The sequence below is a fragment of the Prosthecobacter sp. genome, assembly GCF_044236155.1.
GTDB lineage: Bacteria > Verrucomicrobiota > Verrucomicrobiia > Verrucomicrobiales > Verrucomicrobiaceae > Prosthecobacter.
Genome location: NZ_JBIIHA010000003.1, coordinates 224,834 through 246,912 on the forward strand (window position 1 = coordinate 224,834; position 22,079 = coordinate 246,912).

At 62.0% G+C, this 22,079-nt stretch carries 21 protein-coding genes; 9 read left to right on the plus strand and 12 right to left on the minus strand.

What is annotated here, in order from left to right:
* Positions 1 to 30: 30 nt before the first annotated feature.
* Positions 31 to 969: a polymer-forming cytoskeletal protein gene (locus ACILSE_RS04750; protein ID WP_395716209.1), complete on the minus strand. Its 939-nt coding sequence runs from the start codon at positions 967 to 969 to the stop codon at positions 31 to 33.
* Between the two features lie 177 nt (positions 970 to 1,146).
* Between ACILSE_RS04750 and ACILSE_RS04755 the strand changes: the two genes are divergently transcribed.
* Positions 1,147 to 2,352, plus strand: a complete 1,206-nt coding sequence (locus ACILSE_RS04755) for a homoserine O-acetyltransferase (RefSeq protein WP_395716210.1) — start codon at positions 1,147 to 1,149, stop codon at positions 2,350 to 2,352.
* 85 nt (positions 2,353 to 2,437) lie between these two features.
* Here ACILSE_RS04755 and ACILSE_RS04760 read toward each other — a convergent pair whose 3' ends face one another.
* A complete protein-coding gene (locus tag ACILSE_RS04760) occupies positions 2,438 to 3,178 on the minus strand; it encodes a hypothetical protein (protein WP_395716211.1) in 741 nt (246 codons plus the stop codon).
* A 152-nt stretch (positions 3,179 to 3,330) separates the two neighbouring features.
* Here ACILSE_RS04760 and ACILSE_RS04765 point away from each other — a divergent pair, with 152 nt between their 5' ends.
* The 5 genes from ACILSE_RS04765 (at position 3,331) to ACILSE_RS04785 (ending at position 8,798) form a co-directional block, all read left to right on the plus strand.
* Positions 3,331 to 4,119, plus strand: a complete 789-nt coding sequence (locus ACILSE_RS04765; protein WP_395716212.1) for an MBL fold metallo-hydrolase — start codon at positions 3,331 to 3,333, stop codon at positions 4,117 to 4,119.
* A gap of 35 nt (positions 4,120 to 4,154) precedes the next feature.
* Positions 4,155 to 5,822: a TIGR03790 family protein gene (locus ACILSE_RS04770; RefSeq protein ID WP_395716213.1), complete on the plus strand. Its 1,668-nt coding sequence runs from the start codon at positions 4,155 to 4,157 to the stop codon at positions 5,820 to 5,822.
* Positions 5,823 to 5,896: 74 nt separating this feature from the next.
* The gene (locus ACILSE_RS04775) at positions 5,897 to 7,309 is read left to right on the plus strand and encodes a PQQ-binding-like beta-propeller repeat protein (RefSeq protein WP_395716214.1); all 1,413 of its coding nucleotides are present in this window, start codon (positions 5,897 to 5,899) and stop codon (positions 7,307 to 7,309) included.
* Entirely contained in the window at positions 7,309 to 7,956 is a 648-nt protein-coding gene (locus ACILSE_RS04780) for a DUF1080 domain-containing protein (protein WP_395716215.1), read from the plus strand. The genes ACILSE_RS04775 and ACILSE_RS04780 overlap by 1 nt, the downstream gene beginning before the upstream one ends.
* A gap of 56 nt (positions 7,957 to 8,012) precedes the next feature.
* Positions 8,013 to 8,798: a cyclic nucleotide-binding domain-containing protein gene (locus ACILSE_RS04785; RefSeq protein WP_395716216.1), complete on the plus strand. Its 786-nt coding sequence runs from the start codon at positions 8,013 to 8,015 to the stop codon at positions 8,796 to 8,798.
* Here ACILSE_RS04785 and ACILSE_RS04790 read toward each other — a convergent pair.
* Complete coding sequence (locus ACILSE_RS04790) at positions 8,776 to 10,176, minus strand: enolase C-terminal domain-like protein (RefSeq protein WP_395716217.1); 1,401 nt, start codon at positions 10,174 to 10,176, stop codon at positions 8,776 to 8,778. The genes ACILSE_RS04785 and ACILSE_RS04790 overlap by 23 nt on opposite strands.
* Before the next feature lie 78 nt (positions 10,177 to 10,254).
* Between ACILSE_RS04790 and ACILSE_RS04795 the strand changes: the two genes are divergently transcribed.
* A complete protein-coding gene (locus tag ACILSE_RS04795) occupies positions 10,255 to 11,040 on the plus strand; it encodes an amidohydrolase family protein (RefSeq protein WP_395716218.1) in 786 nt (261 codons plus the stop codon).
* A gap of 3 nt (positions 11,041 to 11,043) precedes the next feature.
* Here ACILSE_RS04795 and ACILSE_RS04800 read toward each other — a convergent pair whose 3' ends face one another.
* Positions 11,044 to 11,370 (minus strand): DUF4339 domain-containing protein, encoded by a 327-nt coding sequence (locus tag ACILSE_RS04800; RefSeq protein ID WP_395716219.1) that lies wholly within the window; start codon positions 11,368 to 11,370, stop codon positions 11,044 to 11,046.
* An 89-nt stretch (positions 11,371 to 11,459) separates the two neighbouring features.
* Here ACILSE_RS04800 and ACILSE_RS04805 point away from each other — a divergent pair, with 89 nt between their 5' ends.
* Positions 11,460 to 12,284 carry an amidohydrolase family protein gene (locus ACILSE_RS04805; protein ID WP_395716220.1) on the plus strand — a complete coding sequence of 275 codons (825 nt, stop codon included), beginning with the start codon at positions 11,460 to 11,462 and terminating at the stop codon, positions 12,282 to 12,284.
* Between the two features lie 5 nt (positions 12,285 to 12,289).
* Here the strand turns inward: ACILSE_RS04805 and ACILSE_RS04810 are convergent, their stop codons facing one another.
* The 5 genes from ACILSE_RS04810 to ACILSE_RS04830 form a co-directional block, all read right to left on the minus strand.
* The gene (locus ACILSE_RS04810; RefSeq protein ID WP_395716221.1) at positions 12,290 to 13,693 is read right to left on the minus strand and encodes an FAD-dependent oxidoreductase; all 1,404 of its coding nucleotides are present in this window, start codon (positions 13,691 to 13,693) and stop codon (positions 12,290 to 12,292) included.
* 48 nt (positions 13,694 to 13,741) lie between these two features.
* The gene (locus ACILSE_RS04815) at positions 13,742 to 14,551 is read right to left on the minus strand and encodes a glycosyltransferase (protein WP_395716222.1); all 810 of its coding nucleotides are present in this window, start codon (positions 14,549 to 14,551) and stop codon (positions 13,742 to 13,744) included.
* 14 nt (positions 14,552 to 14,565) lie between these two features.
* A complete protein-coding gene (locus ACILSE_RS04820; protein WP_395716223.1) occupies positions 14,566 to 15,522 on the minus strand; it encodes a polysaccharide deacetylase family protein in 957 nt (318 codons plus the stop codon).
* 22 nt (positions 15,523 to 15,544) lie between these two features.
* Positions 15,545 to 16,720 (minus strand): non-hydrolyzing UDP-N-acetylglucosamine 2-epimerase, encoded by a 1,176-nt coding sequence (wecB, locus tag ACILSE_RS04825; RefSeq protein WP_395716224.1) that lies wholly within the window; start codon positions 16,718 to 16,720, stop codon positions 15,545 to 15,547.
* 109 nt (positions 16,721 to 16,829) lie between these two features.
* Positions 16,830 to 18,080 (minus strand): ArnT family glycosyltransferase, encoded by a 1,251-nt coding sequence (locus tag ACILSE_RS04830; RefSeq protein ID WP_395716225.1) that lies wholly within the window; start codon positions 18,078 to 18,080, stop codon positions 16,830 to 16,832.
* 106 nt (positions 18,081 to 18,186) lie between these two features.
* On the opposite strand from ACILSE_RS04830, the gene ACILSE_RS04835 reads away from it, so the two are divergent.
* Entirely contained in the window at positions 18,187 to 19,101 is a 915-nt protein-coding gene (locus tag ACILSE_RS04835; RefSeq protein ID WP_395716226.1) for a sugar phosphate isomerase/epimerase family protein, read from the plus strand.
* Positions 19,102 to 19,166: 65 nt separating this feature from the next.
* Here ACILSE_RS04835 and ACILSE_RS04840 read toward each other — a convergent pair whose 3' ends face one another.
* The 3 genes from ACILSE_RS04840 to ACILSE_RS04850 form a co-directional block, all read right to left on the minus strand.
* Positions 19,167 to 19,772, minus strand: coding sequence for an HNH endonuclease (locus tag ACILSE_RS04840; RefSeq protein WP_395716227.1), 606 nt, complete (start codon positions 19,770 to 19,772; stop codon positions 19,167 to 19,169).
* A 216-nt stretch (positions 19,773 to 19,988) separates the two neighbouring features.
* The gene (locus ACILSE_RS04845; RefSeq protein WP_395716228.1) at positions 19,989 to 20,936 is read right to left on the minus strand and encodes a metal ABC transporter substrate-binding protein; all 948 of its coding nucleotides are present in this window, start codon (positions 20,934 to 20,936) and stop codon (positions 19,989 to 19,991) included.
* A gap of 55 nt (positions 20,937 to 20,991) precedes the next feature.
* Positions 20,992 to 22,014: an A/G-specific adenine glycosylase gene (locus ACILSE_RS04850; protein ID WP_395716229.1), complete on the minus strand. Its 1,023-nt coding sequence runs from the start codon at positions 22,012 to 22,014 to the stop codon at positions 20,992 to 20,994.
* Between the last annotated feature and the right edge of the window lie 65 nt (positions 22,015 to 22,079).

Sequence of the window (22,079 nt, forward strand, 5' to 3'; positions counted from 1 at the left end):
CTGCCCGCGCGTGCCAAGAACGATCTCGTCTCACTCGTGCGGCTCGAAGCTCACCGAGGCGCAAAGCCGTTGGCCGCTGGTGTTGGCGCAGCGCCACTGCCAGCGCACCGCCGGCTTCACAAAGGAGCCCAGCTCACCCTCCAGGATGCGGAACTGGCCGAGCAGCTCGCCACCATCGCGCACGACCAGAGAGCGGGCCGCGACGGTGCCGGATAGCGTGCCGCCTGGTTCGAGCGTCACCGGCCCCTCGCAGACGAAATCTCCCGTCGCCTGGCCGTAGATGGTGATGGCGCGCGCCTTCACCTCGTGGAGAAATGTCACCTCGCAGCCGGAGACGACCTCCAGCCGGTCGCACACGACCACATCGGCGATGAGTCCGTCCGTGTCGATGGTTCGCGAGAGCAAGGCTTGGGTTTCCTGCTCCACGCGGGTGAGTTTTTTCATGCACACGGGACAGCTCGGCGTGGAAAAGTCTCCTGCCGTCGTCACGACGAAGAGAAAGTCGCTCTTGTCCCCCGGCAACGCTCGCACGGCGGCGTCGAGCGCTGCCGCATCCACCGCCTCGATGCGAAGCTCCTGTGCCGTGCGCAATGCGGCGGGACTGAAACCCGCGGGCGCGATCAGGATGCCCCGGGTGTCGCGCGCTGTGCGCACCTCCTGATCGAAACGCCGCACCGTCTCCGGCGTGGCACCCCATTCGTTCCACGGCACGATTTTCACCATCGCACGGCGAGGTTTTGATGACTTCGGCTGCTCGATCATGCCGAAATGCACCGCACCGTCCGGCATCACGCGTGAACCGGCCAGCTCGCAGCCGCCTGCGGCGGCGATGGCACGCGCCAGCTCAGAGAGCCGCGCCCAGTCGAGGCTGGCGATCAGTTCAGGCGACCATCCGGCCAGCCGGTCCACGCCACCGCCGCGCCGGAGGGAGAAGCCGGCTTCTTCGAGGGTGGCGAACGGGTCGAGCATCGGACGTGCAGAGTGGAATGATGGAGCAGTGGAGTTATGGGCAAATGTACCAAAGCACATTCGCGCCGGTCCCCAACACTCCATTTCTCCAATACTCCATCATCCCGCTTCTCCTGCCACGGTCGTCATGGTGTTCCAGCTTGCCGCATCTGCAAAACCCTGTTTCTTCCGCGCCTCATGTCGAAAGCGGCCAAAACACAGGAAACCCAATTTTTTCAGACCGGCAGCGCGAAGAAGCCGTTCGTGTTTGCCTCCGGTGACAAGCTGCCCGGCATCACGGTCGCCTACGAGACCTACGGCAGGCTGAACACCAGCAAATCGAACGCCATTCTTCTGTTTCACGCCCTTTCCGGCAGCCAGCACGCCGCCGGCCTGAACACGGCGGTGCCGCACACCGACGAGCGCTGGACGGAGGACATCCATCAGGGCTGGTGGGATCTTTTCATCGGCCCGGACAAGGCGTTGGATACGAATCGCTACTTCATCATCTGCGCGAACTACCTCGGCGGCTGCTACGGCACCACCGGCCCGGCTTCGATCAACCCGGAGACGGGCAATCCCTACGGCAGCAGCTTTCCGCCCGTGCGTACCAGCGATGTCGTCGCCTCGCAGCTCGCATTGCTCGATCACCTCGGCATTAAAAAGCTCCATGCCGTGATCGGCGCGTCCGTCGGCGGCCTGCTGGCCATCAATCTGGCCACGTTGCATCCGGAGCGCGTGAAACTCGTCGTTCCCATCGCCAGCGGCTGCCGCACCACCGTTTTGACACGGCTCACATTGTTCGAGCAGGTGCTCGCCATCGAAAACGACCCGCATTTCAAAGGCGGCGACTACTACGACGGCGATGCACCGGAATACGGCCTCGCTCTCGCCCGCATGATCAGCCACAAGACCTTCGTGCATCTCGACGCCATCGAGCGCCGCGCCCGGCAGGATTTGAAGCAGGGCGGCGACACGCTCTCATGGTACCGCGTGCAGCACAATGTGGAGAGCTACATGCTGCATCAGGGGAAGAAATTCGTGAAGCGCTTCGACGCGAACACCTACCTGCGCATCGCCGACATGTGGCTGCGCTACGATCCACTGCGTGACGCCGGTGTGAAGACCTACGAGCAGCTCTTCGCCCGCAGCGCCGCCGCCGGGCAGCACTACCTCGTCTTCAGCATCGACAGCGACTTCTGCTTCTACCCCGAGGAGCAGGCGGAGCTCGTCTCCCATCTCGAAAAAGCCGAGGTTTCGAACATGCACATCACCGTGCACTCCGACAAAGGCCACGACTCCTTCCTGCTCGAACCGCAGCTCTACACTCCGCATTTGTCCTTCCTGCTCGAAGGCAGATGGAACAAGGGCTCGGTGGATCGCCCGGTGCAGGAAGTGGAGTGACGGCGCGCGATGCTATGGAGCTGATGCCGGCTCGCCGCCCAAACCCGCGCCGACGAGCTTCCGCGCATCATTCCCTGCAGGCTGCTCATGCTTTTTTGGAGAGCGCCTCATACATGCAGAAAAAGCACACGGTTCCGTAGGCAGCGGTGATGTCGATAACGACACCAAAGGCGGCGTCCACGATCCAGAAATCTGGCATGATCTCGAGGACTGACAGAACAGCGAGCAGGACGATGGGAACGCCGACAATGAGCATCAGTATGAGCAGAAGACCCGCGACCTGCCAGTAGCGGCCCTGGGTGAGCTGTTGGCAGCGGCTCATGGCGGCGTTGCCGGACAGGCGCTCGCATATGACCACGCTGTCCACCAGCACCAGCCTGGGATAAAGATAGAAAAACGGCACCACCAGCAGGAGGAAGGAAAGGATGAGCAGCAGGCCGGTGAGGAAGCGCGTCCACCACATCCGGGGCCATGCCTTCAAACCTGCAATGAACGCCTGACCGATGCTGACCGGAGTACCCGAGCCGTGATGCAGCGCCACATGGATCACCCCGGCGGTGGCGATGATGCCGAAGAAGTTTTCGAGGAGCTGGGCAAATTTGAAAGACTTGCGGAGATCATCCTCGCCGAAGACAAAGGCATCCATGTAACAGCTCAGCAGCTCGCAGGGAACCCAGATGAGCATGACCGTGACCGCGATCTGCATGAACCGCTCGTGGAAAATGCGCCACGCTCGCGACATGATGACGCCGGTTCGGAGCGGATCTCCAGGCTGGACAACGATCTCCGCCGCAGGCGGGGCATAGGGGTTGAAGAAGTCGCTCATGGGAAAACTTGGCCTGTCCACAACGGCGGGGGAACGTCCAGATAATGCCGTGCTCGCCGGGGCAAGCATGCGGCAGCTTCATTTCGCGGCATCTCCTGCTGTGCAAGTTTCAAATCGTCGCTAACACTGCGGGGACGCCTTTGAACCCCAACATGTCCATGCAGCTCACCTTCCTCGGCACCGGCACATCGGTCGGCATTCCGGTGATCGGGTGTGATTGCGCGGTGTGCCGCAGCCCGGATCCGAAGGACAAGCGGCTGCGCTGCTCGGTTTACATCCGCACGCCGGAGATGGCGTGGGTGGTGGACACGGGGCCGGATTTTCGCACGCAGTGCCTGCGCGAGAACATCCGCAAGATCGACTCGGCAATCTTCACGCACCCGCACATGGATCATCTGACCGGCTTCGACGAGCTGCGACGTTTCACGGTTGAAATCGATCATTTCATGCCGGTTTACGGCACGCCGGAGTGCCTCGCGGTGCTGGAGCGCATGTTCAACTACGCCTTCAACGGCGAGAACCGTTACCGCGGCTACCTGAAGCCGTTTCCAAAGCCGATCCACGGACCGTTTCATCTCGGCGAGACGAAGGTCACTCCGCTGCCCGTGCAGCATGGCAAGGTGGACACCATCGGCTACCTGTTCGAACGCGGCGGCAAAAAGCTCTGCGCCTACATCCCGGACTGCAAGACGCTGCTGCCGCGGACGATGGAAGCGTTGCACGGCGTGGACACGCTCATCATCGACGCGCTGCGCCACACGCCGCATCCCACGCACATGAGTTTCGAGGAATCCCTGGCCGTACAGCGTGAAATCCGCCCGCGCCAGACGTGGTTCACGCACATCCAGTGCGAGATCATGCATGCGGTGGAAGATCCGAAGCTCCCGCCTGGCGTGAACATCGCGTACGACGGGCTCAAACTGGAATGGGCGGGAGAATGATGAAACCAGAGCCGAGCGAAGCGAATCAATAACGAATGAGGAAGGAACTCCGAATGACGAAACCCGAGATCAAAAGCCTGGCGAATGTTCGACATCCACGTTTCGGCATTGCGGCTTCGTCATTCGTTCGTTATTCGCCATTCCTCATTCGTCATTTTTTCACCATCTTTTCGCTCATCATCCTGAGCCACCCGGCACACGCGCAGCTCGTGGCCGACTGGGACGCCGCCGCGGAAACCGCGGTCGTTTTCAACCCTGCGTTTCCCGGCTCGGCCGAACTCGCGGCTCATTATGCCGAGAAGCGCCGCATTCCGAAGGAGCGCGTCCTCGGCCTGCGCTGTTCGCAGGAGGATTCGATGTCGAGAAAGGAGTTTGAGGAGCAGTTGCGCCTGCCGCTGCTGCAAACCTTTCAAAGCAAGGGCTGGTGGATGACGCAGCCGCCCGCAACGGGCAAAACACTCACCGGAGACGGCATCCGCGCTCCCGCCGCCATCGTGCCGACAGTGCGCGTGCTCGTGTTGATGCGCGGCGTGCCGTTTCAAATCCGCCGCGACGCACAGAATCCGAAACAGAGCGAGGAGGACGAGGCCAGCGTCGATTCAGAGCTCACCACGCTCGGACTCAACTCACCACCGGTCAAAGGCGGCATGCGCAATCCGTATTTCGACCAGCAGGCCCGTTTTCCGCACGCGCAGTGCGTCACCGGACTACTGCTGGTCGGCAGGCTCGACGGTCCTGACGATGCCACGGTGCGGCGAATGATCGACGACGCGGTCGCCGTGGAGCAATCCGGGCTGCTCGGCCGCGCGGTGGTCGACCTGGCGCAAAAAAGCGGCGCGTATCAGGAGGGCGAGGACTGGCTGAAACGCAGCTCGGACACCTTCAAACAGGCTGGCATCCCCGTTTACATCGACCGCTCCGCGAACGTGCTGCCTGATGCCTGGCCGCTGCCTGAAACAATCCTCTATTTCGGATGGTACACCGACCACATCACCGGCGCGCTGGCATCGCCCGCGTTCCGCTTCAAGCGCGGCGCCATCGCCTGCCACCTGCATTCCTTCAGCGCCAGCATCATCCGTTCGCATGAGAAGGCGTGGGCTGGCCCGCTGCTGGCGAAAGGCGCGGCGGTGACGTTTGGGAATGTGTTCGAGCCGTTCCTGTCGCTCACGCTGCATTTCGACGTGTTCAACAAGCGCCTGCTCGAAGGCTTCACCGTCGGCGAGGCCGCCTGGAACGCCACGCCCGCGCTCTCCTGGATGAACGTCGTGCTCGGCGATCCTTTGTACCGTCCTTTTGCCAAAGGCATCGGCGCAAAGCTCGGCGAAGGAGCAGATCGTGACTACACGCTGTATCAGGGCATGCTGCAGCGCATGGCGGCGGACACCGATGCGCGCATCAAGAACGCCATCGCCGAGCTCGCAGTGAAACGCCAGAGTCCCCGCCTGCTGGAGCTCACCGCGTTGCTTTCCGCGCTGCAGTCAAAACATCCCGAGGCGCTCGACCTGCTCGAGCACGCCGAGACCATGACCCGCGAGATGGCGGACCTGCTGCGACTGCGCTTGTACCGTGCCGAGATCCTCCGCCGTGACGGCAAGGCCGATGCCGCACGCAAGCTGCTGCGGCAGATGCGGGAGGATGACGTCTTCAAAAGCCAGCCGTCACTACCCGCCATCGAGGCGCTGCTGAAGGAGATGGGCGGCTAAAAAAGCTGTTCACGCTAAAAGGAGCCGCGTATGCTCCGTTTTGATCCGGTTCGCACATTCCTCCCACACAGACCATGAAACACACCATCACCGCATTTTTGTCACTCTGCCTCGCCATCGCCGCGCAGGCTGAACTCCGCGTCTGGAAGGACGCCTCCGGAGCGCATGAAATCAAAGCCGAGCTCGTCGGCGTGCAGGGAGGCAAGGTCACTCTGAAACGCGAGAACGGCACGACCGTCACCCTGCCGGTCGCCAGCCTGAGCAAGGCCGACCAGGCGCTGCTCGGCGGCGGATCATCTTCCGGTGGAGGCGCGGCAGCGGGCGACTGGCCGCAGTGGCGAGGCCCGAACCGCGATGACATCTCCCCCGAGACCGGCCTCATAAAAGAGTGGCCCTCCGACGGCCCGAAGCGGGTGTGGGTGAACGAGGACGGCGGTCTCGGCTACTCCGGTTTCTCCGTCGTCGGTGGCAAGCTTTACACCATGGGACTCTACGACGCGGAGGAGAAGCTCATCTGCCTCGACGCCGCCAGCGGCAAAAAGCTCTGGGACGCCCCCGTCGGCGCCATTTACAAAAACGGCTGGGGTGACGGTCCGCGCAGCACGCCCACCGTCGCAGGAGGAAAAGTCTTCGCCATCGGCGGCAATGGCGACCTTCTCTGCGCCGACGCGGCCACCGGCAAAAAGGAATGGAGCGTCAGCCTCACGAAAGATCTCGGCGGCAAGCTCCAGAGCTGGGGCTACACCGAATCCCCGCTCGTCGATGGCGATCTCGTCATCGTCACCCCCGGCGGCGACCAGGGTGCCATCGCCGCGCTCGATGTGAAGACCGGCAAAGTGAAATGGCAGACCAGTGATGTCACCGAGAACGCGCAGTACTCCTCCATCATCCCGATCAACCACGACGGCAAACGCCAGTATGTGCAGCTCCTCATGAGCAGCATCCTCGGCGTCTCCACCGACGGCAAAGTGCTCTGGAAGGCCGACTTCCCCGGCAAGACCGCCGTCATTCCCACGCCGGTCTACAAGGACGGCCAGGTTTACGTAGCCGCCGGTTACGGCGTCGGCTGCAAGTCGATCAAGATCGGCTCCAGCAGCGCTGAGGAGGTCTATTCCAACACCAACATGGTCAATCACCACGGCGGCGTCATTCTCATCGACGGCAAGCTTTACGGCCACTCCGACAAGGGCGGCTGGACCTGCCAGGACTTCAAGACCGGCGAGGTCGTGTGGCAGGACCGCGGCATCGGCAAAGGCGCCGTCACCTCCGCAGACGGCCATCTCATCTGCCTCTCCGAGGACACCGGCACCGTGGCGCTCGTGAAGGTCTCCGACAAAGGCTGGGAGCAGAAGGGCAGCTTCAAACTCGAAGCCCAGTCCTCCCAGCGCAATCCCAAGGGCAAGATCTGGGTCCACCCCGTCGTCGCCGGCGGCAAGCTCTACCTGCGCGACCAGGAGTGCATCTCCTGCTACGACATCAAGGGCTGATGCGCCGCGTCATCACACGCTTCGGAGGCAGGGCCGCTGGGCTCTGCCTCTTTTTTGTCCTCACCCAATGCGGCCCGCCGCCGCGTGGCGAGTGGAAGCTGCTCACGGCTGAGTTTGCGCCCGCGTGGAAAGCCGCCGGCATCGACGAAGAAGGGGGTGTGACCGTCGAAAAGGGCGAAATCACGCTGCACGTCGGCCGGCCGATGACCGGCGCCCGATTTGAGGCCTGGGAGGCCGCGAAACTGCCGCGCACACGCTACGCCATCGAGTTTGAAGCCATGCGCGTCGAGGGGAACGACTTCTTCGGCACCGTGACCTTTCCCGTGAACGACACGCATGTCTCCCTCGTCATTGGCGGCTGGGGCGGCACGCTGGTCGGCATCTCCAGCATCGACGACATGGATGCCAGCGAGAACACCACCACCGGCAACGCCTTCTTCAAAAACAACGAGTGGCACCACGTCCGCGTCGAGGTGCGGGACGACGACCTGCGCGTGTGGATCAATGACAAGCTCTTCGTCAATGTGAGCACCAAGGGCCATAAACTCGGGCTGCGGCCCGGCGAGATCGAAAAATGCGCGCCCTTCGGCTTCACCACCTATGCCACGCAGGCCCGCATCCGAGGTGTGGTGGTCCGCCGGCTGTGAGCAAGTCCTCGACCTCAGGCTTGACCTCACAGAGGCACCCGGTACTCTCCGCCCGCATGGCAACCGAACATTTCACACGCGGGCAGGTCATTTTCCGTGAGGGCGACAAATCCCAGGAGGCTTACTTCATCGTCACTGGGCTCGTCGAGATCACCATCAACACCTCCCATGGCGTGCAATCGCTCGCCAAGATCGGCCCCGGCGAAATCTTCGGCGAGATGGGCATGATCATGGACCGCCCTCGCTCCGCCAGCGCCACGGCGCTCGAGAATACAACCGTGGAGACTGTGGCCGAGACCGAGTTCGAGCAGCAGATCATCCAGCGCCCCGACCGCCTCCACGTCTATCTCGCCACCCTTTTCGAGCGCATTCGCAAGACCGACCTGCTGCTCACCACCAGCACGAACGCCACCGTGCCGCTGAACCCGAGGCCGAAGCCCCAGCCCGCGAAGGAGGCCGTCTTCCGCGTGAAACTGCGCTCGCACTACGACCAGACCGGTCTCGACCACGAGCCGGTGGAAAAAACGATCACCAAGCTACCCTTCCGCATCGGCCGCGCCTACTTCGACACCGCCACCTCAGCGCTTGCCCGCAACGACCTCTCCATCGAGGAGCACCATCCCTACCAGCTCTCCCGCAACCACTGCGAGATCGACTTCGAGCACGGCCACTTCATCCTGCGCGACCGTGGCAGCAAGCTCGGCTCCTGGGTCAACGGCGTCCAGGTTTCCGTGGACAGCGGGCTCATCTCAAGCCCGCTCAAGGTCGGCGAAAACACCATCACCCTCGGCAACGCCGACAGCCCCCACCGCTTCACGATCACGATTGAGGAGCTGGGCTGAGCGCACGTTTCACCTCATCCGCCCTATAGCCGAAGCCCGGACCTTTGAGCGTGCTGAGGTCGATGATGCCATTGCGGCGCTGGAAGAGGCCGGGATGAATCTCCTGCTCGGGCAATGACGCGTCGGGATAAAACTGCATCGCATTGCATTCCACACCCTGGATGGTGCCCGCGTGCGCGGCGAGTCGAACGTGCGGGATCATGGCGAGCATCGGATTCGTCAAATCCTGCACCATGAGCGGCATGCCGTGCGCCTTGGCCCAGCAGAGGCTCAGTAGCGCACCGGTTTGCGTCTTGCAGGTCTTCAAGGCCACGCCGGACCAGCCGAGACGACGGCCGAGACGCACAAACTCCCAGTCGTGCGCGCTTTCATCGAGGAAGAGCGGCTTGCGGGCGGAAACACTGCGCACATCGATCTGATGCGCCTCCAGATCATACGGGAAGGGCTGCTCCACATAGAGCGTGCGCGCATAAATCTCCGGCTCGTCGCGCAGCAGGCGGTCGAGGATGTCGTTCACATACGCCGGCTCCTTCACCGTGCAGTTGAAGTCGGCGCTCAGCCATCTCACGCCGCCGGCGAAGCAGATGCGGCCCACGCGCACCATGCGCTCGTAGTCCCACGCGGCGTCCGTGCCGCGCAGCTTCACCTTGAGACACTTCAGGCCGTCGCGTTTGATCCAGTCGGCCAGCAGCAGCGGATGTTCGTCCTTTGGCTCGCTACCGGTCAGATCAGACGCCTCCAACGCGTCCACACCACCGACGAGATGCCAAACGGGCAGTTGCTTCGGCGCTTCCATCACGAGGAAGTCCTGCGGATAGCGCCCGGCGAAACTGATGCCGCTGCCGTCCTCGGGCGTGATGAAGGCGGAGAGGTCGCGGCTCATGAAGTCCGCGTTGTAAGTCGTGTAAATGTCGCGTCCGTGCAGCACGCCGAAGGCGTCGTGCACCGCGATGTCGAAGGCGCTGAAGGCCACGAGCGAGCCGAGGTAGGGCATCGCGTCGCCACCGGCCTGCTCGTTGGCTTCCTTCAGCGTCGCCGCCAGCGGGCCGTGCATGAAGTCCTGGCCGATCTCCATCGGATGCCCGGAGAAGCCGCTCTCCACCAGCCGAGTGGCCAGCAGCGTGGAAAAATCCTTCATGCGCTGCGTGCGCACGGCCACGCTCAACGTGCTCGGCCACACCCACGACACGCTCAGCGGCGTCTCGCCCCAGCCTTGCGCCGTTTTGCCATTTCGATCCGCCACGGTCACATGCACGCGCAGGCAAACCGCGCTCGTCACGGTCTCCGGGCCGAACTTCAGCGGCACCCGCATCGTCACGGGCAGGAAAAACACTTCGGCGGCGGTGACTCGGACATCAGTGGGCTTGGTCGGGAACATGAACTCATGGTGAAGCGGGCACTCCTGCCCGCAAAGAAAACCTTGTGGCGGGCAGGAGTGCCCGCTTCACTTGAGGGCATGCGCATCTGGGATCTGCATTGTCATCTTTCCGGCGTCCCCGGCCTCACGCCGGAGGAGCGCATGAGAGCGCTGCTCGTCTATGCCGACCGCATGGGCATCGAGCGGCTGTGTGTTTACATGGGCATGAAGTGGTCGCAGGACCCCACGCCGGACGATTTGGTGAAACAGAATGACGAGGCGATGCGCGCTGTGGCGAAATTTCCGGATCGCACCTTCGGTTTTGTCTATCTCAGCGCCAAACATCCGCAGGAAAGCCTGGCCGAGCTCGAACGCTGCGTGGCCAACGGGCCGATGGTGGGCGTGAAGCTCTGGGTGGCGGAACGCTGCACGGTCCCGGCCATCGACGCGATCATCCGCCGTGCCGCGGAGCTTAAGGCGGTCATCTTCCAGCACACCTGGTTCAAAACGAACGGCAATTACAACGGTGAATCGACTCCCGACGATCTCGTGGCATTGGCGAAACGGTTTCCCGACGTGCCGATCATCTGCGGCCACACCGGCGGCAACTGGGAGCTGGGAATCCGCGCGATCCGTGCGCAAACCGACCTCTACGCCGATCTCGCCGGCTCCGACCCCACCGCCGGCTTCACCGAAATGGCCGTGCGCGAGCTCGGCGCGGATCGCGTGATCTACGGCAGCGACTGCGGCGGCCGCAGCTTCGCCAGCCAGCTCGCGAAAGTGCACGGCGCGCAGATCAGCGACGCGGACAAACAAAAAATCCTCTGCGACAACCTGCGCGGTCTGATGCTTCCCATCTTGAAGGTAAAAGGCATCCACGCGTGAAGATCATTCCTTTTTCTTCCCGAAGCCGAACAAGCGCTTGAGGAAACCGCCGGACTTTTCACCGGCCGCCTCGGCGGTGGGTACCTTCGGGCCTGCCAGACGGCGGACTCCAGAGTCCTTCTTTTCCACAGCCTCCTTTTTCTCGACCACAGGCTTCGCCGTTCCGCCCAGCCACGCGGGCGAGAGCTGCGCGACCGTCTGCCAGGCTTCAAGCCCGGCATGCCAGATGAGAGAATCCATCGACAACTTCTTGTCACGGATCAACTCCGCCATCGCGGCGTCATCCTTCGGCCCTTCGGCGGCTCCGGCGTTGTTGATGTACCAGTTCATTGTTGGCGCGGAGGCTACGCGCCCATCTGTTCTGCGCAAGAGATGAGGAAATGCTTTTCACCGGCGACCTGATCAGTCAGGATGGCCGCATGAACCGACGGAACTTCATCAGGATCTCTTCTGCCGCGTGTGCGGCATCGTCGCTTCATGCCGCTGATGTCGCGAAACTCACCGACTGCCATGTTTACCTCGGTTCCAGCCCGTTCCGGCAGTTTGAAGCCGAGGATGCGGGGAAATTCGCGCAATCGCTGCTACAACGCGGTGTCACCGAAGCCTGGGCTGGCGCGTTTGAAGGGCTGTTGCGCCGTGACGTTGCTGAGGTGAATCGTGCTCTGGCCGAAAAATGCAGGAACACGCTCTTCCGCCCCTGCGGCACGGTGAATCTGGCTTTGCCTGAATGGCAGGATGATGTGAAGCGCTGCGACGAAGTCCACGGCATGCGTGTGATACGTCTGCATCCGAATTATCACAGCTACACGCTCGAAACGGCGGCTTTTCGCGAATTGCTGGCCCTGGCGGCGAAACATAGGCTCTTGGTGCAAATCGTCGTCCAAATGGAGGACGAGCGCACGCAGCACCCGCGTGTGCAGGCAGCGCCTGTTGATCTCGCCCCGCTCGCTGGCATCATGCGCGAGATGAAGGAGGCACGTGTGATGCTCCTCAACGTGAACGCGGCGATGGTACTCCGGCATTTGCAGGACTGCCCGAATGTGTGGCTCGACTTCGCGATGATCGAAGGCGTGGGCGGCGTGGAGAACCTGCTCAAAACGTGGCCTGTGGAGCGTCTCGTATTTGGATCCTTCGCGCCTGTGTTCTACTGGGAATCCGCGCTCCTGAAGATGCGGGAGTCGGCGCTGGATGATTCACAGAGGCATGCGATTCAAGGATTGAACGTGGAGAGACTGCTGTCCTGACCGGGTCAAACCTTCACCGCCGCCGGACGCAGTGGTTGCGCCACTGAACGCGGCTTTGACAGCTTCAATTCCGCTGTGCGCGAGCCGACGGGTGCCTGGACGGTCTCTTTGGCGATCCCCATGACCTCCAGCGTGCGCTCGGCCTGAGTCACGCTGCCGTTCCAGGAGGTGACGACGGGATAGACCTGCGCGGTGTTGGCGAGATAGACCTTGTTTGCGACCAGTTCCTCCGGCGGACGCAGCTTCATCTGGCCGAGCTTGTAGATCGGCTCGACGAACGGAGCACGGAAGACGAAGGAGGTTTCAATGTCCTCGTCCTGGAGCTGCGGGAAGAGGTTTTTCAACGCGGGAATCCAGTAGGCGCGGATGCAGTCGTCGCTCGCGGCGAAGCGCTCGTCATCGCGATGGAGATATTTGGTGAGATAAACGACGTGACGTTTGCCACGGTCGGCGGTGTCGGTGAGCGTGGAGGTCTCGACGACACCATCGAAGGGATGCTCGCTCTCCGGCGTGGCGACCCAGTAGTGCGGCGTGAGCGGCTTCTTGAGGAAAAGAAGGCAGTTGATGACGCCCTGGTAATCAGTGGAGGTGTCGAGCGCTGGCATCTCACGGCGCATGGCGGGCCCGATGAGCTTTTCGACCTGCGGCGTTGGCAGGGTGACGACGACCTGGTCGAATTTTTCGACGCTGGCATCGGTGGTGATCGCAACGCGGCCTTCGTCGTCCAAATCCATCTGCCGCACGGCGGTTTTGAGCCGTATGGTGCCGCCGTGGCCGCGCAAGACGCGGGCGAAGGTGTCGGTGATGTGCTTGTAGCCGCCTTTGATGTAGCCTTTGCACTCGCCTTTTGATTCGCCCTTCTCGCGGTTGAATCGAGTCCAGAACCAGAGCGCGGGCACATCATGGTAGCGGTCTCCGAATTTCGCCTCGAGCATCGGCTGCCAGAATTTCGCGAACGCACGAGTTCCGCTGAGTCTGGTGAGCCATTTCACGGTGGTGACGTCGTCCAACCCCTTGGCGGAGACGAGGCGGCCGTACAATCCGGTGATGCCGACACGGATGCGGTCGAGAAAACGTAGCGGCGCGAACTTCAGCAGATCGAGCGCTGTGTTGAGCGGAAAAAACCTGCCCTGATGCGCATACGCGAAGGTGGTGGGCTTCCAGTACACGTCATCGCGGATGCCGAGTGTCTCCAGCACTCGCAGCAGCGGCCCGTCGCTGGGCAGCATGCAGTGGTAGAATTTTTCAAACATGCGTCCGTCGTGATCAAAGAAGGTGCCGAGACCGCCAAGCTGGTCGGAGCCTTCGATGAGCGTCACGCATTTCCCCTCCTGGGCGAGGCGGAGGGCGCAGGTGAGGCCGGAGATGCCTCCGCCCAGGACGGCGATGGAGTGGGTGATGGGGCGCATGCGGGAAAATGACGAAATCCGAATTCAGAATGATGAATGACGCGCCGATCACGCGCGGAGCTGGGCGCGCAACTCGGAGAGCGAAGGCTCCTCGGACTGGGGCAGCACGTCCTTGGCCCAGTAGCGGCCGATGACGTTGAAGTAGCGGCGGATAGTGCGCATGATGCGCATCTTGCTGACGCCGACCTTGAGGTCGTAGCGAAGCGTGTAGGGAATCTCGACGGCGCGTGCGCCGACCCAGCGCAGGCTTAACAAAAGCTCCAGCATGCACGCGAAGCTGGATTCTTCGAGGAAACGCGGGCCGGCGTTTTTGATCAGGCGGCCGAGCGTGAGGCTGCGGTAGGCGCGGAAGCCGGTGGAGTAGTCGCGCACGTTGTTGTAGGGCAGCAGGGTCTTCATCATGACGAAACAGCCCCAGCTCAGCACCTGGCGGAAGAAGGGCACGCCCTGCACAATGCTGCCGGCCTGGAAGCGGGAGGCGATGACCACGTCGGCATCACCGTCCTGGATGACCTTCACCATTTCCCGGATGTAAACGGGGTTGTGCGTGTTGTCGGAGTCCATGACGACAACGACATCGCCGAGGTGCCAGCCGGCGCGCAATCCGGTCTGGATGCCTTCGCCGAGGCCTTTGTTCACCTCGTGCTGGATGAGCTTCAGCGGCATTTTTTTGGCAAAGTCGCGGGCGATCTCGGCGGTGCGGTCCTTTGAGCCGTCATCGACGACGACCACGCTGTAAGAGAAGGGCATGTCCGCCATTTTTTCGCGGATGTTTTCGAGCAGCACGGGGAGATCCTTCTCCTCGTTGTAGGCGGGCAGGACGATGGCGATTTCGTTGACGGTTGTCGGCGTTTTCATGGCGTGTGTGGATTTCAGGCGGGTTGCATGGAGAGGTTCGGGGAAGGCATGGCGGAGCTGCGGAAGGCGGCGGCGTGATCGCTCATCGTGCCGGGTTGCCAGTGGCGCTGGAGGCTGCGGATAGTGTGCTCGACGAGAGCGGATTTTTTCGCCGCAGGCAGCTTCATGCCGGGGAAGAAGCCCATCTCAGGCACGTCCTGCTCATCGAGGAAATCCGTCGGGTGCAGCAGCAGCGACGGCGCGATTCCGCGCGCACGGCAGAGCGTGATGGCGGTGTTCCAGTAAAGTCGGGCGAGAAAATCCGACTTCTGAGCGAGGAACATCAGGTAGGTCGTGTGAACAGGCAGGCGGAGGAGCGGCATTGTCGTCACCGGCATCTCGATGAGGCCGTTTTCCCATGTGAAGGGCCGCAGTGAGCCGAACGCGTCGGTGAACTTGCCGTAGAGGCCTTTGCGCTGCTCTTTCTCCTCGGCGCTGAGCTTTGAGTTCAGCAGAAAAAACATGCGCGCCACCGGCCCGAGCACGCTGGGGAAGATGGACGCGTCGTAGTCGTAGCCCCGCTCGGCCAGCACGTCGCGCACGAGCGGCGAGGTGCTGAAGCCCGGACCGCGGAAGCCGCGTGTCGTTTTGCCTGTGACAGCGGCGATGGCATTCTCCGCGCCGCCGATCTCCTCATGAAGCCGCTCGCGGCTGTAAAGATGCAGCCAGGGCTCATGCATGAACGAGTGATTCGCGATCTCGTGGCCTGCGGCGGCGATTTTTTGCAGCGCGCCACGGTTGGACTCGATCGTGGCGTCCTTGCCGACAATGAAGAAGGTGATGCGCTGATCGCAGCGCTCCAGCACGTCGAGGATGCGCGGCACGACGAGGTCCAGATAGCCCGGAAACGACTCCCAGCCTGGGGCGCCCTGGGTTTTCAGGTAGCTCCACAAATTATCGAGGTCGAGCGAGATGCTGGCGGCGGGCTTCATGGCGCGATTCGAAGGCAGAAGTTTACGCCGCGAGCGGCAGGGCATGAGACGCGGCGGTTTTCGACTGCGCGCCGAACAGAACATCGCAAATGCGGTCGGCGGTGGTGCCGTCGCCAAAGACATCGCGTGAGCGGCTGGCGCTGGCGTGCCAGACTTCGTCGATCAAAGCGGTGCGCAGCATTTCGTGAAGGCGTTCGGGGGATTCGCCAACGAGGCGTGCCACGCCGCATTCGACGGCTTCGGGGCGCTCGGTGTTCTCGCGTAGCACGATCATCGGCTTGCCGAGCGCTGTGGCTTCTTCCTGGATGCCGCCGGAGTCGGAGACGATCAGCCACGCGTGCGAAAGCAGATGCACAAAGTCGCAGTAGTCCATCGGATCGGTCAGGCGGATGCGCGGATGATGCTCCAGCTCGGCAACGACGGCGGCACGCACATTCGGGTTCGGGTGAACGGGGAAAACCATGCACAAATCCTGCTCGCTCTCGATGAACTCACGCAAAGCACGGAGATGCAGGCTCATCGTCTCGCCGAAATTCTCCCGGCGGTGCGTGGTGACGATCACCAGCCGCTTTCCAGCCGCCCACTGCTGCATGAGCTCGACCGTCTTGCCCGGACGTGTGTTCTGCAGAGTCTGGCGCAGCGCATCGACGACCGTGTTGCCGACCAAGTGGATGGAATTTGACGCGACACCTTCTTCCAGCAGCGTGCGGCGGTTGCGCTCCGTGGCGGCAAAGTGATACGCGGCGATCTGGCCGACGAGGCGCCGGTTCATTTCCTCCGGGAAGGGACTGAGCGGATTGCCGGAGCGCAGACCTGCCTCCAGGTGCCCCACCGGGATGCGGCGGTTGAAGGCGGCGATGGAGCCCATCACGGCCGAGGACGTGTCTCCTTGCACGAGCACAAGATCGGGCTTTTCCGCCTCCAAGACGGGGTCCAGCCGGTCCAGCAAGCGACTGCCGAGCGCGTTCAGGCTCTGCCCTGCGACCATGGCCTCCAGGTTGTGCTGCGGGCGGATGCTGAAGAGTTCAAACAAGGGCTGAAGCAGATCCGTATGCTGGCCGGTGTTCACCGTGGCCAACTCAATCCCCCGATTCTCCGAAGCCTTGATCATCGGCGCGAATTTGATCAGTTCCGGCCGTGTGCCGAGACAGACGAGCACTTTGGAGGGCTTGCTAGCGAAATCAGAGGTTAATTCCATAATTACTATGATAAACACGTATTTATCACAGGCAAGCCTATTTTATGGAAATTATCTCAAATGCGGTTAAATACTGCACAGTCTCTCAGGTTTGAGAGGCTGACTGTTTTCAACGGATGCTTTGTTGCAACCGCTTCCCCAAAGCAGCCGCGATCCCCAGCCCGATCCACGGCCACACGACGATTGTGTAGCGCGGCAGTCCCGGCAGAAGGCTTGTTCCGCCGAGATAGATGAAGGTCATCAGGCTCAGCAGCAGCACTTCGGCGGGAATCGAGGATCGATGCTTCCATCCCATCCACAACGCGGCCAGAACAGCGAGCATCAGCGGCCCGTTCACGACCACGAGCACCAGCATGACCAGCTCCTCGGCCTGATAGGACCGTGGAAAGCCGAAAATGAGACGGCCCCAGTTGCAGACCCAGTTCTTGAGCACGCCCTTGGGGTTGGCGCGGATATTTTCCATCGCCTTCTTCTTCAGTGCTGCCTCACGTTCCTTCACCGGCAGGTAATAGTTCGCCTTGTAGAAGTCGCGATGACCATTGGCGACGAGCTCGGGCTTGTTCTGCGCGTCTTCCTCCGAGAACCAGTGGCCGTTCTCTCCTTCATGGGTGCTGGTGGCCCAGTAGAGCAGCTCACCGCCGTTCGTGGACCAGCAGAGAGTGTCACCGGTTTTTGATTTCGTGTAGGCCAGCCACGGGACGCACATTGCCAACGCCAGCCCCATCACCGCCAGCGCGCGAAGCAGTGATGATCTCGCAGCTTTCCAAAACGGCAGCAGCAGCCCGATGAACACGATGGAGGCCATGATCACGTTGCCAAAGAACACGCGTGTCATCGTCAGCCAGACGAACGAGGACGCGGCGGCCAAGATCACGAGCCAGTTCCATCTCTCCGCCCGCAGCGCCGCCGTAAAGGCCCACGCAAAGCCCGCGATGCAGCAGATGGCCAGCGCCTCGGTCATGAGATACGGCGCGGTGCGCACAAGGCTGGGATGCAGCGCCGTGACCAACGCCACGCCGAGCGCCCATGATTTGCCCGCATACGGCTTCGCAGCGCGAAAACTGAACCAAGCAGCCAGCGCCATGAAGACCGCATTGAACATGCGCAGGCCAAGCAGCGGCGTCTTCAACAGCAGCAAACCGGCAAGCACCAGCGGATAGCCCGGCCCGTTGATGATGTCCGGCTTCTCCGGCGTGACGTAAATGCCCTGCGTCAGACTTTCCGCAAACCACAGGTAGCGTCCCTCGTCCCAGATGAGGTCAGGCCTGTTCACCACCAACGTCACGGCCATGTAAAGCATCAGCGTGCCGGGAAGCAGCCCGAGTTCGAGCCGCTGGGTGGATGAATTTGCTTCTGACATCCGGTACCGTCCGCCGATGTGGTGCGTTTTGTCAAAGCCGAACCTTGCAACACCATTCCATCCCTACACTAATCCTCCGCTCCAACTCTCCTCCCTTTCCCCGACCATGATCAAACTCACCGGCATCGCAGACGAAGCAGGCGCATCCTTGGATGTGCAAATCCAGGCCCACCAGGAACTCGGCTGGGACAGCATCGAGTCCCGCATCGTCGAATTCGACGGCGTGAAGGGCAATCTACACGAGATCCCCGACGTGGTGTTCGACAAGGTCGCGTCACGTCTCCAGGAGCGTGGCATGAAGGTCAGCGGCTTCGGCTCCCTCATCGGCAACTGGGCCAAGAAAATCACCGACGACTTCAGCATCACGGAGGCTGAAATCTCCCGCGCCATCCCGCGCATGCAGCGCCTCGGCGCCAAGCTCATCCGCGTCATGAGCTACGCAGTTTGCAAAACCGACGGCAAGGACGATGCCGAGCAGTTCGCCCCCGAGCGCATCAAGCGCATGATCGAGATCAACAAGCGCTTCGCCGACGCCGGCCTCACCGTCGTCCATGAGAACTGCATGAACTGGGGCGGGATGAGCCCTTCTTATGTGCGCCGCATGGCCGAGGCTGTCCCGGGCATGAAGTGGGTCTTTGACACCGGCAACCCTGTGTTCATCGACGACCGCGACCGTCCGGGTCACAAGCAGGACTCCTGGGAAATGTACCAGGCCATCAAGCCCTTCATGGCCCATGTCCACGTCAAAGACGGCATCTGGGACAAGACGAAGAACGACGCCGTTTACACCTTTCCCGGCGAGGGCGAAGGCCAGACCGAGCGCATCATGAAGGACCTCGTCGATACCGGCTACTCGGGCTACATCAGCATCGAGCCGCACGTCGCCGTCGTCTTCCACGGCGCTGGAGCGGCCGACAATCTCAGCCCCGAGCAGAAGGCGAAGGAGCAGTACGACAGCTATGTGAAATACGGCCGCATGCTGGAGGCGATGCTCAAACGCCTCGGCGCGAAGCTGGGTTGATTCATAGGAGAGGGATCATCCTGATCCCTTCATGAAAAAGGGGCCAGGATGGCCCCTCTCCTTGATCACACCTCAAACACTCCCGTTCCACCGGAGAGAAACACCTCCCAGTCCCGCACCTTGTGGTGATTCTTGATCAGGTGCGTCACCGGCAGTTCACGCGGCACAAAGGGACGGCGCAGGAGCTTCAATCCCGCCTCCTCCGGAAGTTTGTTGCCCTTGCGGCTGTTGATCTTGCGGTCGGCGAGCACGCAGTTCTCCCAGGTGCTCGTTCCACCGCGTGAGATTGGCACCACATGATCAATGTTGCCCTCGCTGGGCTTGAGCTTGCGGCCCGTGTACTGGCACACGCCGCCATCGCGCTCCCAGATCGCCTTCGCGCAGAATTTCGGGCGGCGTTTCGGCACCTTGTCAAAACGCGCCAGCACCAGCACCGAAGGCACGCGCACCGGACGATGCACGGTGCCGATGCTGTTGTCTCCTTCGCGTACTGGCAGCGTCAGCCATTCCTCCCAGGTAACGGGACGCATGTCCCCTTCGCCATGGATGTCGAGCGCGGTGGCGTTTCCTGCGGCCATCATGCCAAAGGCCTCAATGGGCGTTTTCGAGTCGATCGCCTGCCAGTGCCGGTTCAGCACTAGTACCGTTGATTTCGTCAACACTTCGTTCATGCGCAGCTCCTGAATTGGAATTTCGGCAGAAGAACAGTTCGTTCTTCGGTGTTGGACGACCATGCTGGCGAGAGTTTGCCGTTTGCCAAGTGCCAAGATTGTTTCCGCAAACGGGACCCGCATGCCACAGGTCTTCTTTCAATTGGTCTCCTTTTCGGCACAAGCACAGCTTGTGATTAAAGTCGCCCCCCTCACACAAACTGCGGACACCGTTCTTCAGGGAAAGGCCTTTTCCAGCGCCTCCACGTTCGCCTTCATCATGGTCATGAAGTCGCCGTTCTCCGGCACGTTGCCGCAGGGGTCGAAGACGACACTTTTCAGTCCGACGGACTCCATCTTCTCCACGCTTTCGCTGGCGGGTTCGCCTTCCCAGATCATCCAACGTGCGCGGTGGCCGGCAAGAATGCCGTTGAGGTCGGCCATGGCCTTGTCATCTGGCACATTTTCCGGCTCCCAGAGCACGGATTTCAGATTCATGCCGTAACGGCGTGCCAGGTAGTGGTAGACCGGATGGGAGGCGACGAGAGGCGTTTCCGCCCAGCGGCGGCTGAGGGCGCTCATGCGCTCATCGAGTGCTTCCAGTTCATCCTTGAGTGCCTCGGTGTTTTTTTCGATTGTTTCTTTAGCGGTGGGCACGAGGCCGACGAGCGCATCTGCCGCCGCCCTCGCCTGCATCGAGGCCTGCTTGAAGTCGATCCAGGTCGTGAAGGCGGTGCCGCTGTGGCTGTGCTCGCCACCAGGGCCGTGGCTATGGGTGACGAGGTCGGTCACTTTGATGAAGTTATTGGCGAAGCCAGCGGATGTATCGACCACCTTGGACTCCGGCAGTGTGACCTTGTCAGCCCATTTGGAATAGGTGGCGCCGTTCATGAGGATGAGGTCGGCCTGTTGAAACGCGGCGATGGCCGCCTCGTCCGGCTGCCAGAAGGCGGGATCCTCGTCCTTCGGCGCAAGGAGTAGCACCTCAACGGCATCACCTGCGATGCGCTGGGCGAAGTATTGCAGCGGATAGTTGGCCACGAGCACCTGCGGCCTGCCGGATTTCGCCGGAGCGGCGGTGCCGGCCGCGGCCGGCGCGGTTTCAGTCGCGCCAGGCTCGTTGCTGGCGGGCTTGCAGGCAGAGAGGAGAATCGCGAGGCAGAAAAATGCTGGGAGTGATTTCATGGGGATGGCTGATTGCAGACTGAAAAGGCGCTGATGTAAATGGCAAAGTCAAAGCTCAGGAGTCGAGCTTGAACTCAGCACGCTTCAAGAGGTCGTCCAGCGCCCGGCGGTAGGGCGCGGGCATGGGCGTGGAGCCGATCTCGGCGAAGGTGATGACGCGATGCGTGTCCGGCCATACCGGATGCTGGCGGGGCGCCTCATGCACCCAGAGCGTCACCTTGTAGCGGGTGATGCCGTAGTTCGTGCGCATCAGCACGGGCGGTGGTTTGTTTTCATGAACTGCGGGCAGCGCGGGCAGCTTCCACAGGCCGGTGCGGCGTCCACCGGTTTCCTGCTCCAGCAAAACGCCCTCATCGGTGCGGAGGAACACGACACGCTCGGTCACGGCGGTGATCTCCTGCCGCGCCTGCTTCACCGGCAGTGATTCCGGCTCCTTCGCGCGGCATTGCGCGCGCACGGGACACAGATCGCAAGCGGGTTTCGCCGGCGTGCAGTGCGTCTGGCCAAGTTCCATGAGCGCGGAGTTCAGCACACGCGGATCATCGGTGGTCCCCACCAGTTCCCCGGCATGCTGCCACAAAAGCTTGACGCCTGCTGTGGAATCGACCGGCGTGGCATCATTATAGAGGCGTGAAAGGACGCGGGCGACATTGCCATCGACAACCGGCTGCGCGAGGCCAAAGGCTAAACTGGCCACCGCGCCAGCCGTGTAGGGGCCGATGCCGGGCAATGAGAGAATGGTGGCATGATCGCGCGGAAACACACCGCCGTGCTTTTCGATCACCTCTTTCGCGAGGCGGTGAAGATTCCGCGCGCGGCGGTAATAACCAAGGCCCTCCCACGCCTTCAATACCTGCTCCTCGGACGCGGAGGCGAGCCTTTCGAAGTCCGGGAATCGCTCCAGCCAGCGTGCATAATAACCACGGCCTAGCACAGTTGCGATCTGCGTCTGCTGGAGCATGATCTCCGAAACAAGAATCGCATACGGATCATGGGTGCGCCTCCAGGGGTAGTCGCGCCCGTGCTTGCGAAACCACGTCACAAGCTGTCGCGCCGTGGCGGCGGGTTCGGGAGGCATGGTTGTGACAGGCATCGGCCGCATCTTTCGGGCATGCATTTGGAAAATGCACGATGGTTTTGCCG

Coding starts and splice junctions, on each gene's coding strand:
- ACILSE_RS04780 (WP_395716215.1), top strand. CDS start 7,309: ATGCGCCGCGTCATCACACGCTTCGGAGGCAGGGCCGCTGGGCTCTGC.
- ACILSE_RS04830 (WP_395716225.1), bottom strand. CDS start 18,080: ATGTCAGAAGCAAATTCATCCACCCAGCGGCTCGAACTCGGGCTGCTT.
- ACILSE_RS04755 (WP_395716210.1), top strand. CDS start 1,147: ATGTCGAAAGCGGCCAAAACACAGGAAACCCAATTTTTTCAGACCGGC.
- ACILSE_RS04790 (WP_395716217.1), bottom strand. CDS start 10,176: ATGTTCCCGACCAAGCCCACTGATGTCCGAGTCACCGCCGCCGAAGTG.
- ACILSE_RS04845 (WP_395716228.1), bottom strand. CDS start 20,936: ATGAAATCACTCCCAGCATTTTTCTGCCTCGCGATTCTCCTCTCTGCC.
- ACILSE_RS04765 (WP_395716212.1), top strand. CDS start 3,331: ATGTCCATGCAGCTCACCTTCCTCGGCACCGGCACATCGGTCGGCATT.
- ACILSE_RS04815 (WP_395716222.1), bottom strand. CDS start 14,551: ATGAAAACGCCGACAACCGTCAACGAAATCGCCATCGTCCTGCCCGCC.
- wecB (WP_395716224.1), bottom strand. CDS start 16,720: ATGGAATTAACCTCTGATTTCGCTAGCAAGCCCTCCAAAGTGCTCGTC.
- ACILSE_RS04770 (WP_395716213.1), top strand. CDS start 4,155: ATGAGGAAGGAACTCCGAATGACGAAACCCGAGATCAAAAGCCTGGCG.
- ACILSE_RS04805 (WP_395716220.1), top strand. CDS start 11,460: ATGAACCGACGGAACTTCATCAGGATCTCTTCTGCCGCGTGTGCGGCA.
- ACILSE_RS04750 (WP_395716209.1), bottom strand. CDS start 969: ATGCTCGACCCGTTCGCCACCCTCGAAGAAGCCGGCTTCTCCCTCCGG.
- ACILSE_RS04800 (WP_395716219.1), bottom strand. CDS start 11,370: ATGAACTGGTACATCAACAACGCCGGAGCCGCCGAAGGGCCGAAGGAT.
- ACILSE_RS04820 (WP_395716223.1), bottom strand. CDS start 15,522: ATGAAGCCCGCCGCCAGCATCTCGCTCGACCTCGATAATTTGTGGAGC.
- ACILSE_RS04760 (WP_395716211.1), bottom strand. CDS start 3,178: ATGAGCGACTTCTTCAACCCCTATGCCCCGCCTGCGGCGGAGATCGTT.
- ACILSE_RS04775 (WP_395716214.1), top strand. CDS start 5,897: ATGAAACACACCATCACCGCATTTTTGTCACTCTGCCTCGCCATCGCC.
- ACILSE_RS04840 (WP_395716227.1), bottom strand. CDS start 19,772: ATGAACGAAGTGTTGACGAAATCAACGGTACTAGTGCTGAACCGGCAC.
- ACILSE_RS04835 (WP_395716226.1), top strand. CDS start 18,187: ATGATCAAACTCACCGGCATCGCAGACGAAGCAGGCGCATCCTTGGAT.
- ACILSE_RS04850 (WP_395716229.1), bottom strand. CDS start 22,014: ATGCCTCCCGAACCCGCCGCCACGGCGCGACAGCTTGTGACGTGGTTT.
- ACILSE_RS04810 (WP_395716221.1), bottom strand. CDS start 13,693: ATGCGCCCCATCACCCACTCCATCGCCGTCCTGGGCGGAGGCATCTCC.
- ACILSE_RS04785 (WP_395716216.1), top strand. CDS start 8,013: ATGGCAACCGAACATTTCACACGCGGGCAGGTCATTTTCCGTGAGGGC.
- ACILSE_RS04795 (WP_395716218.1), top strand. CDS start 10,255: ATGCGCATCTGGGATCTGCATTGTCATCTTTCCGGCGTCCCCGGCCTC.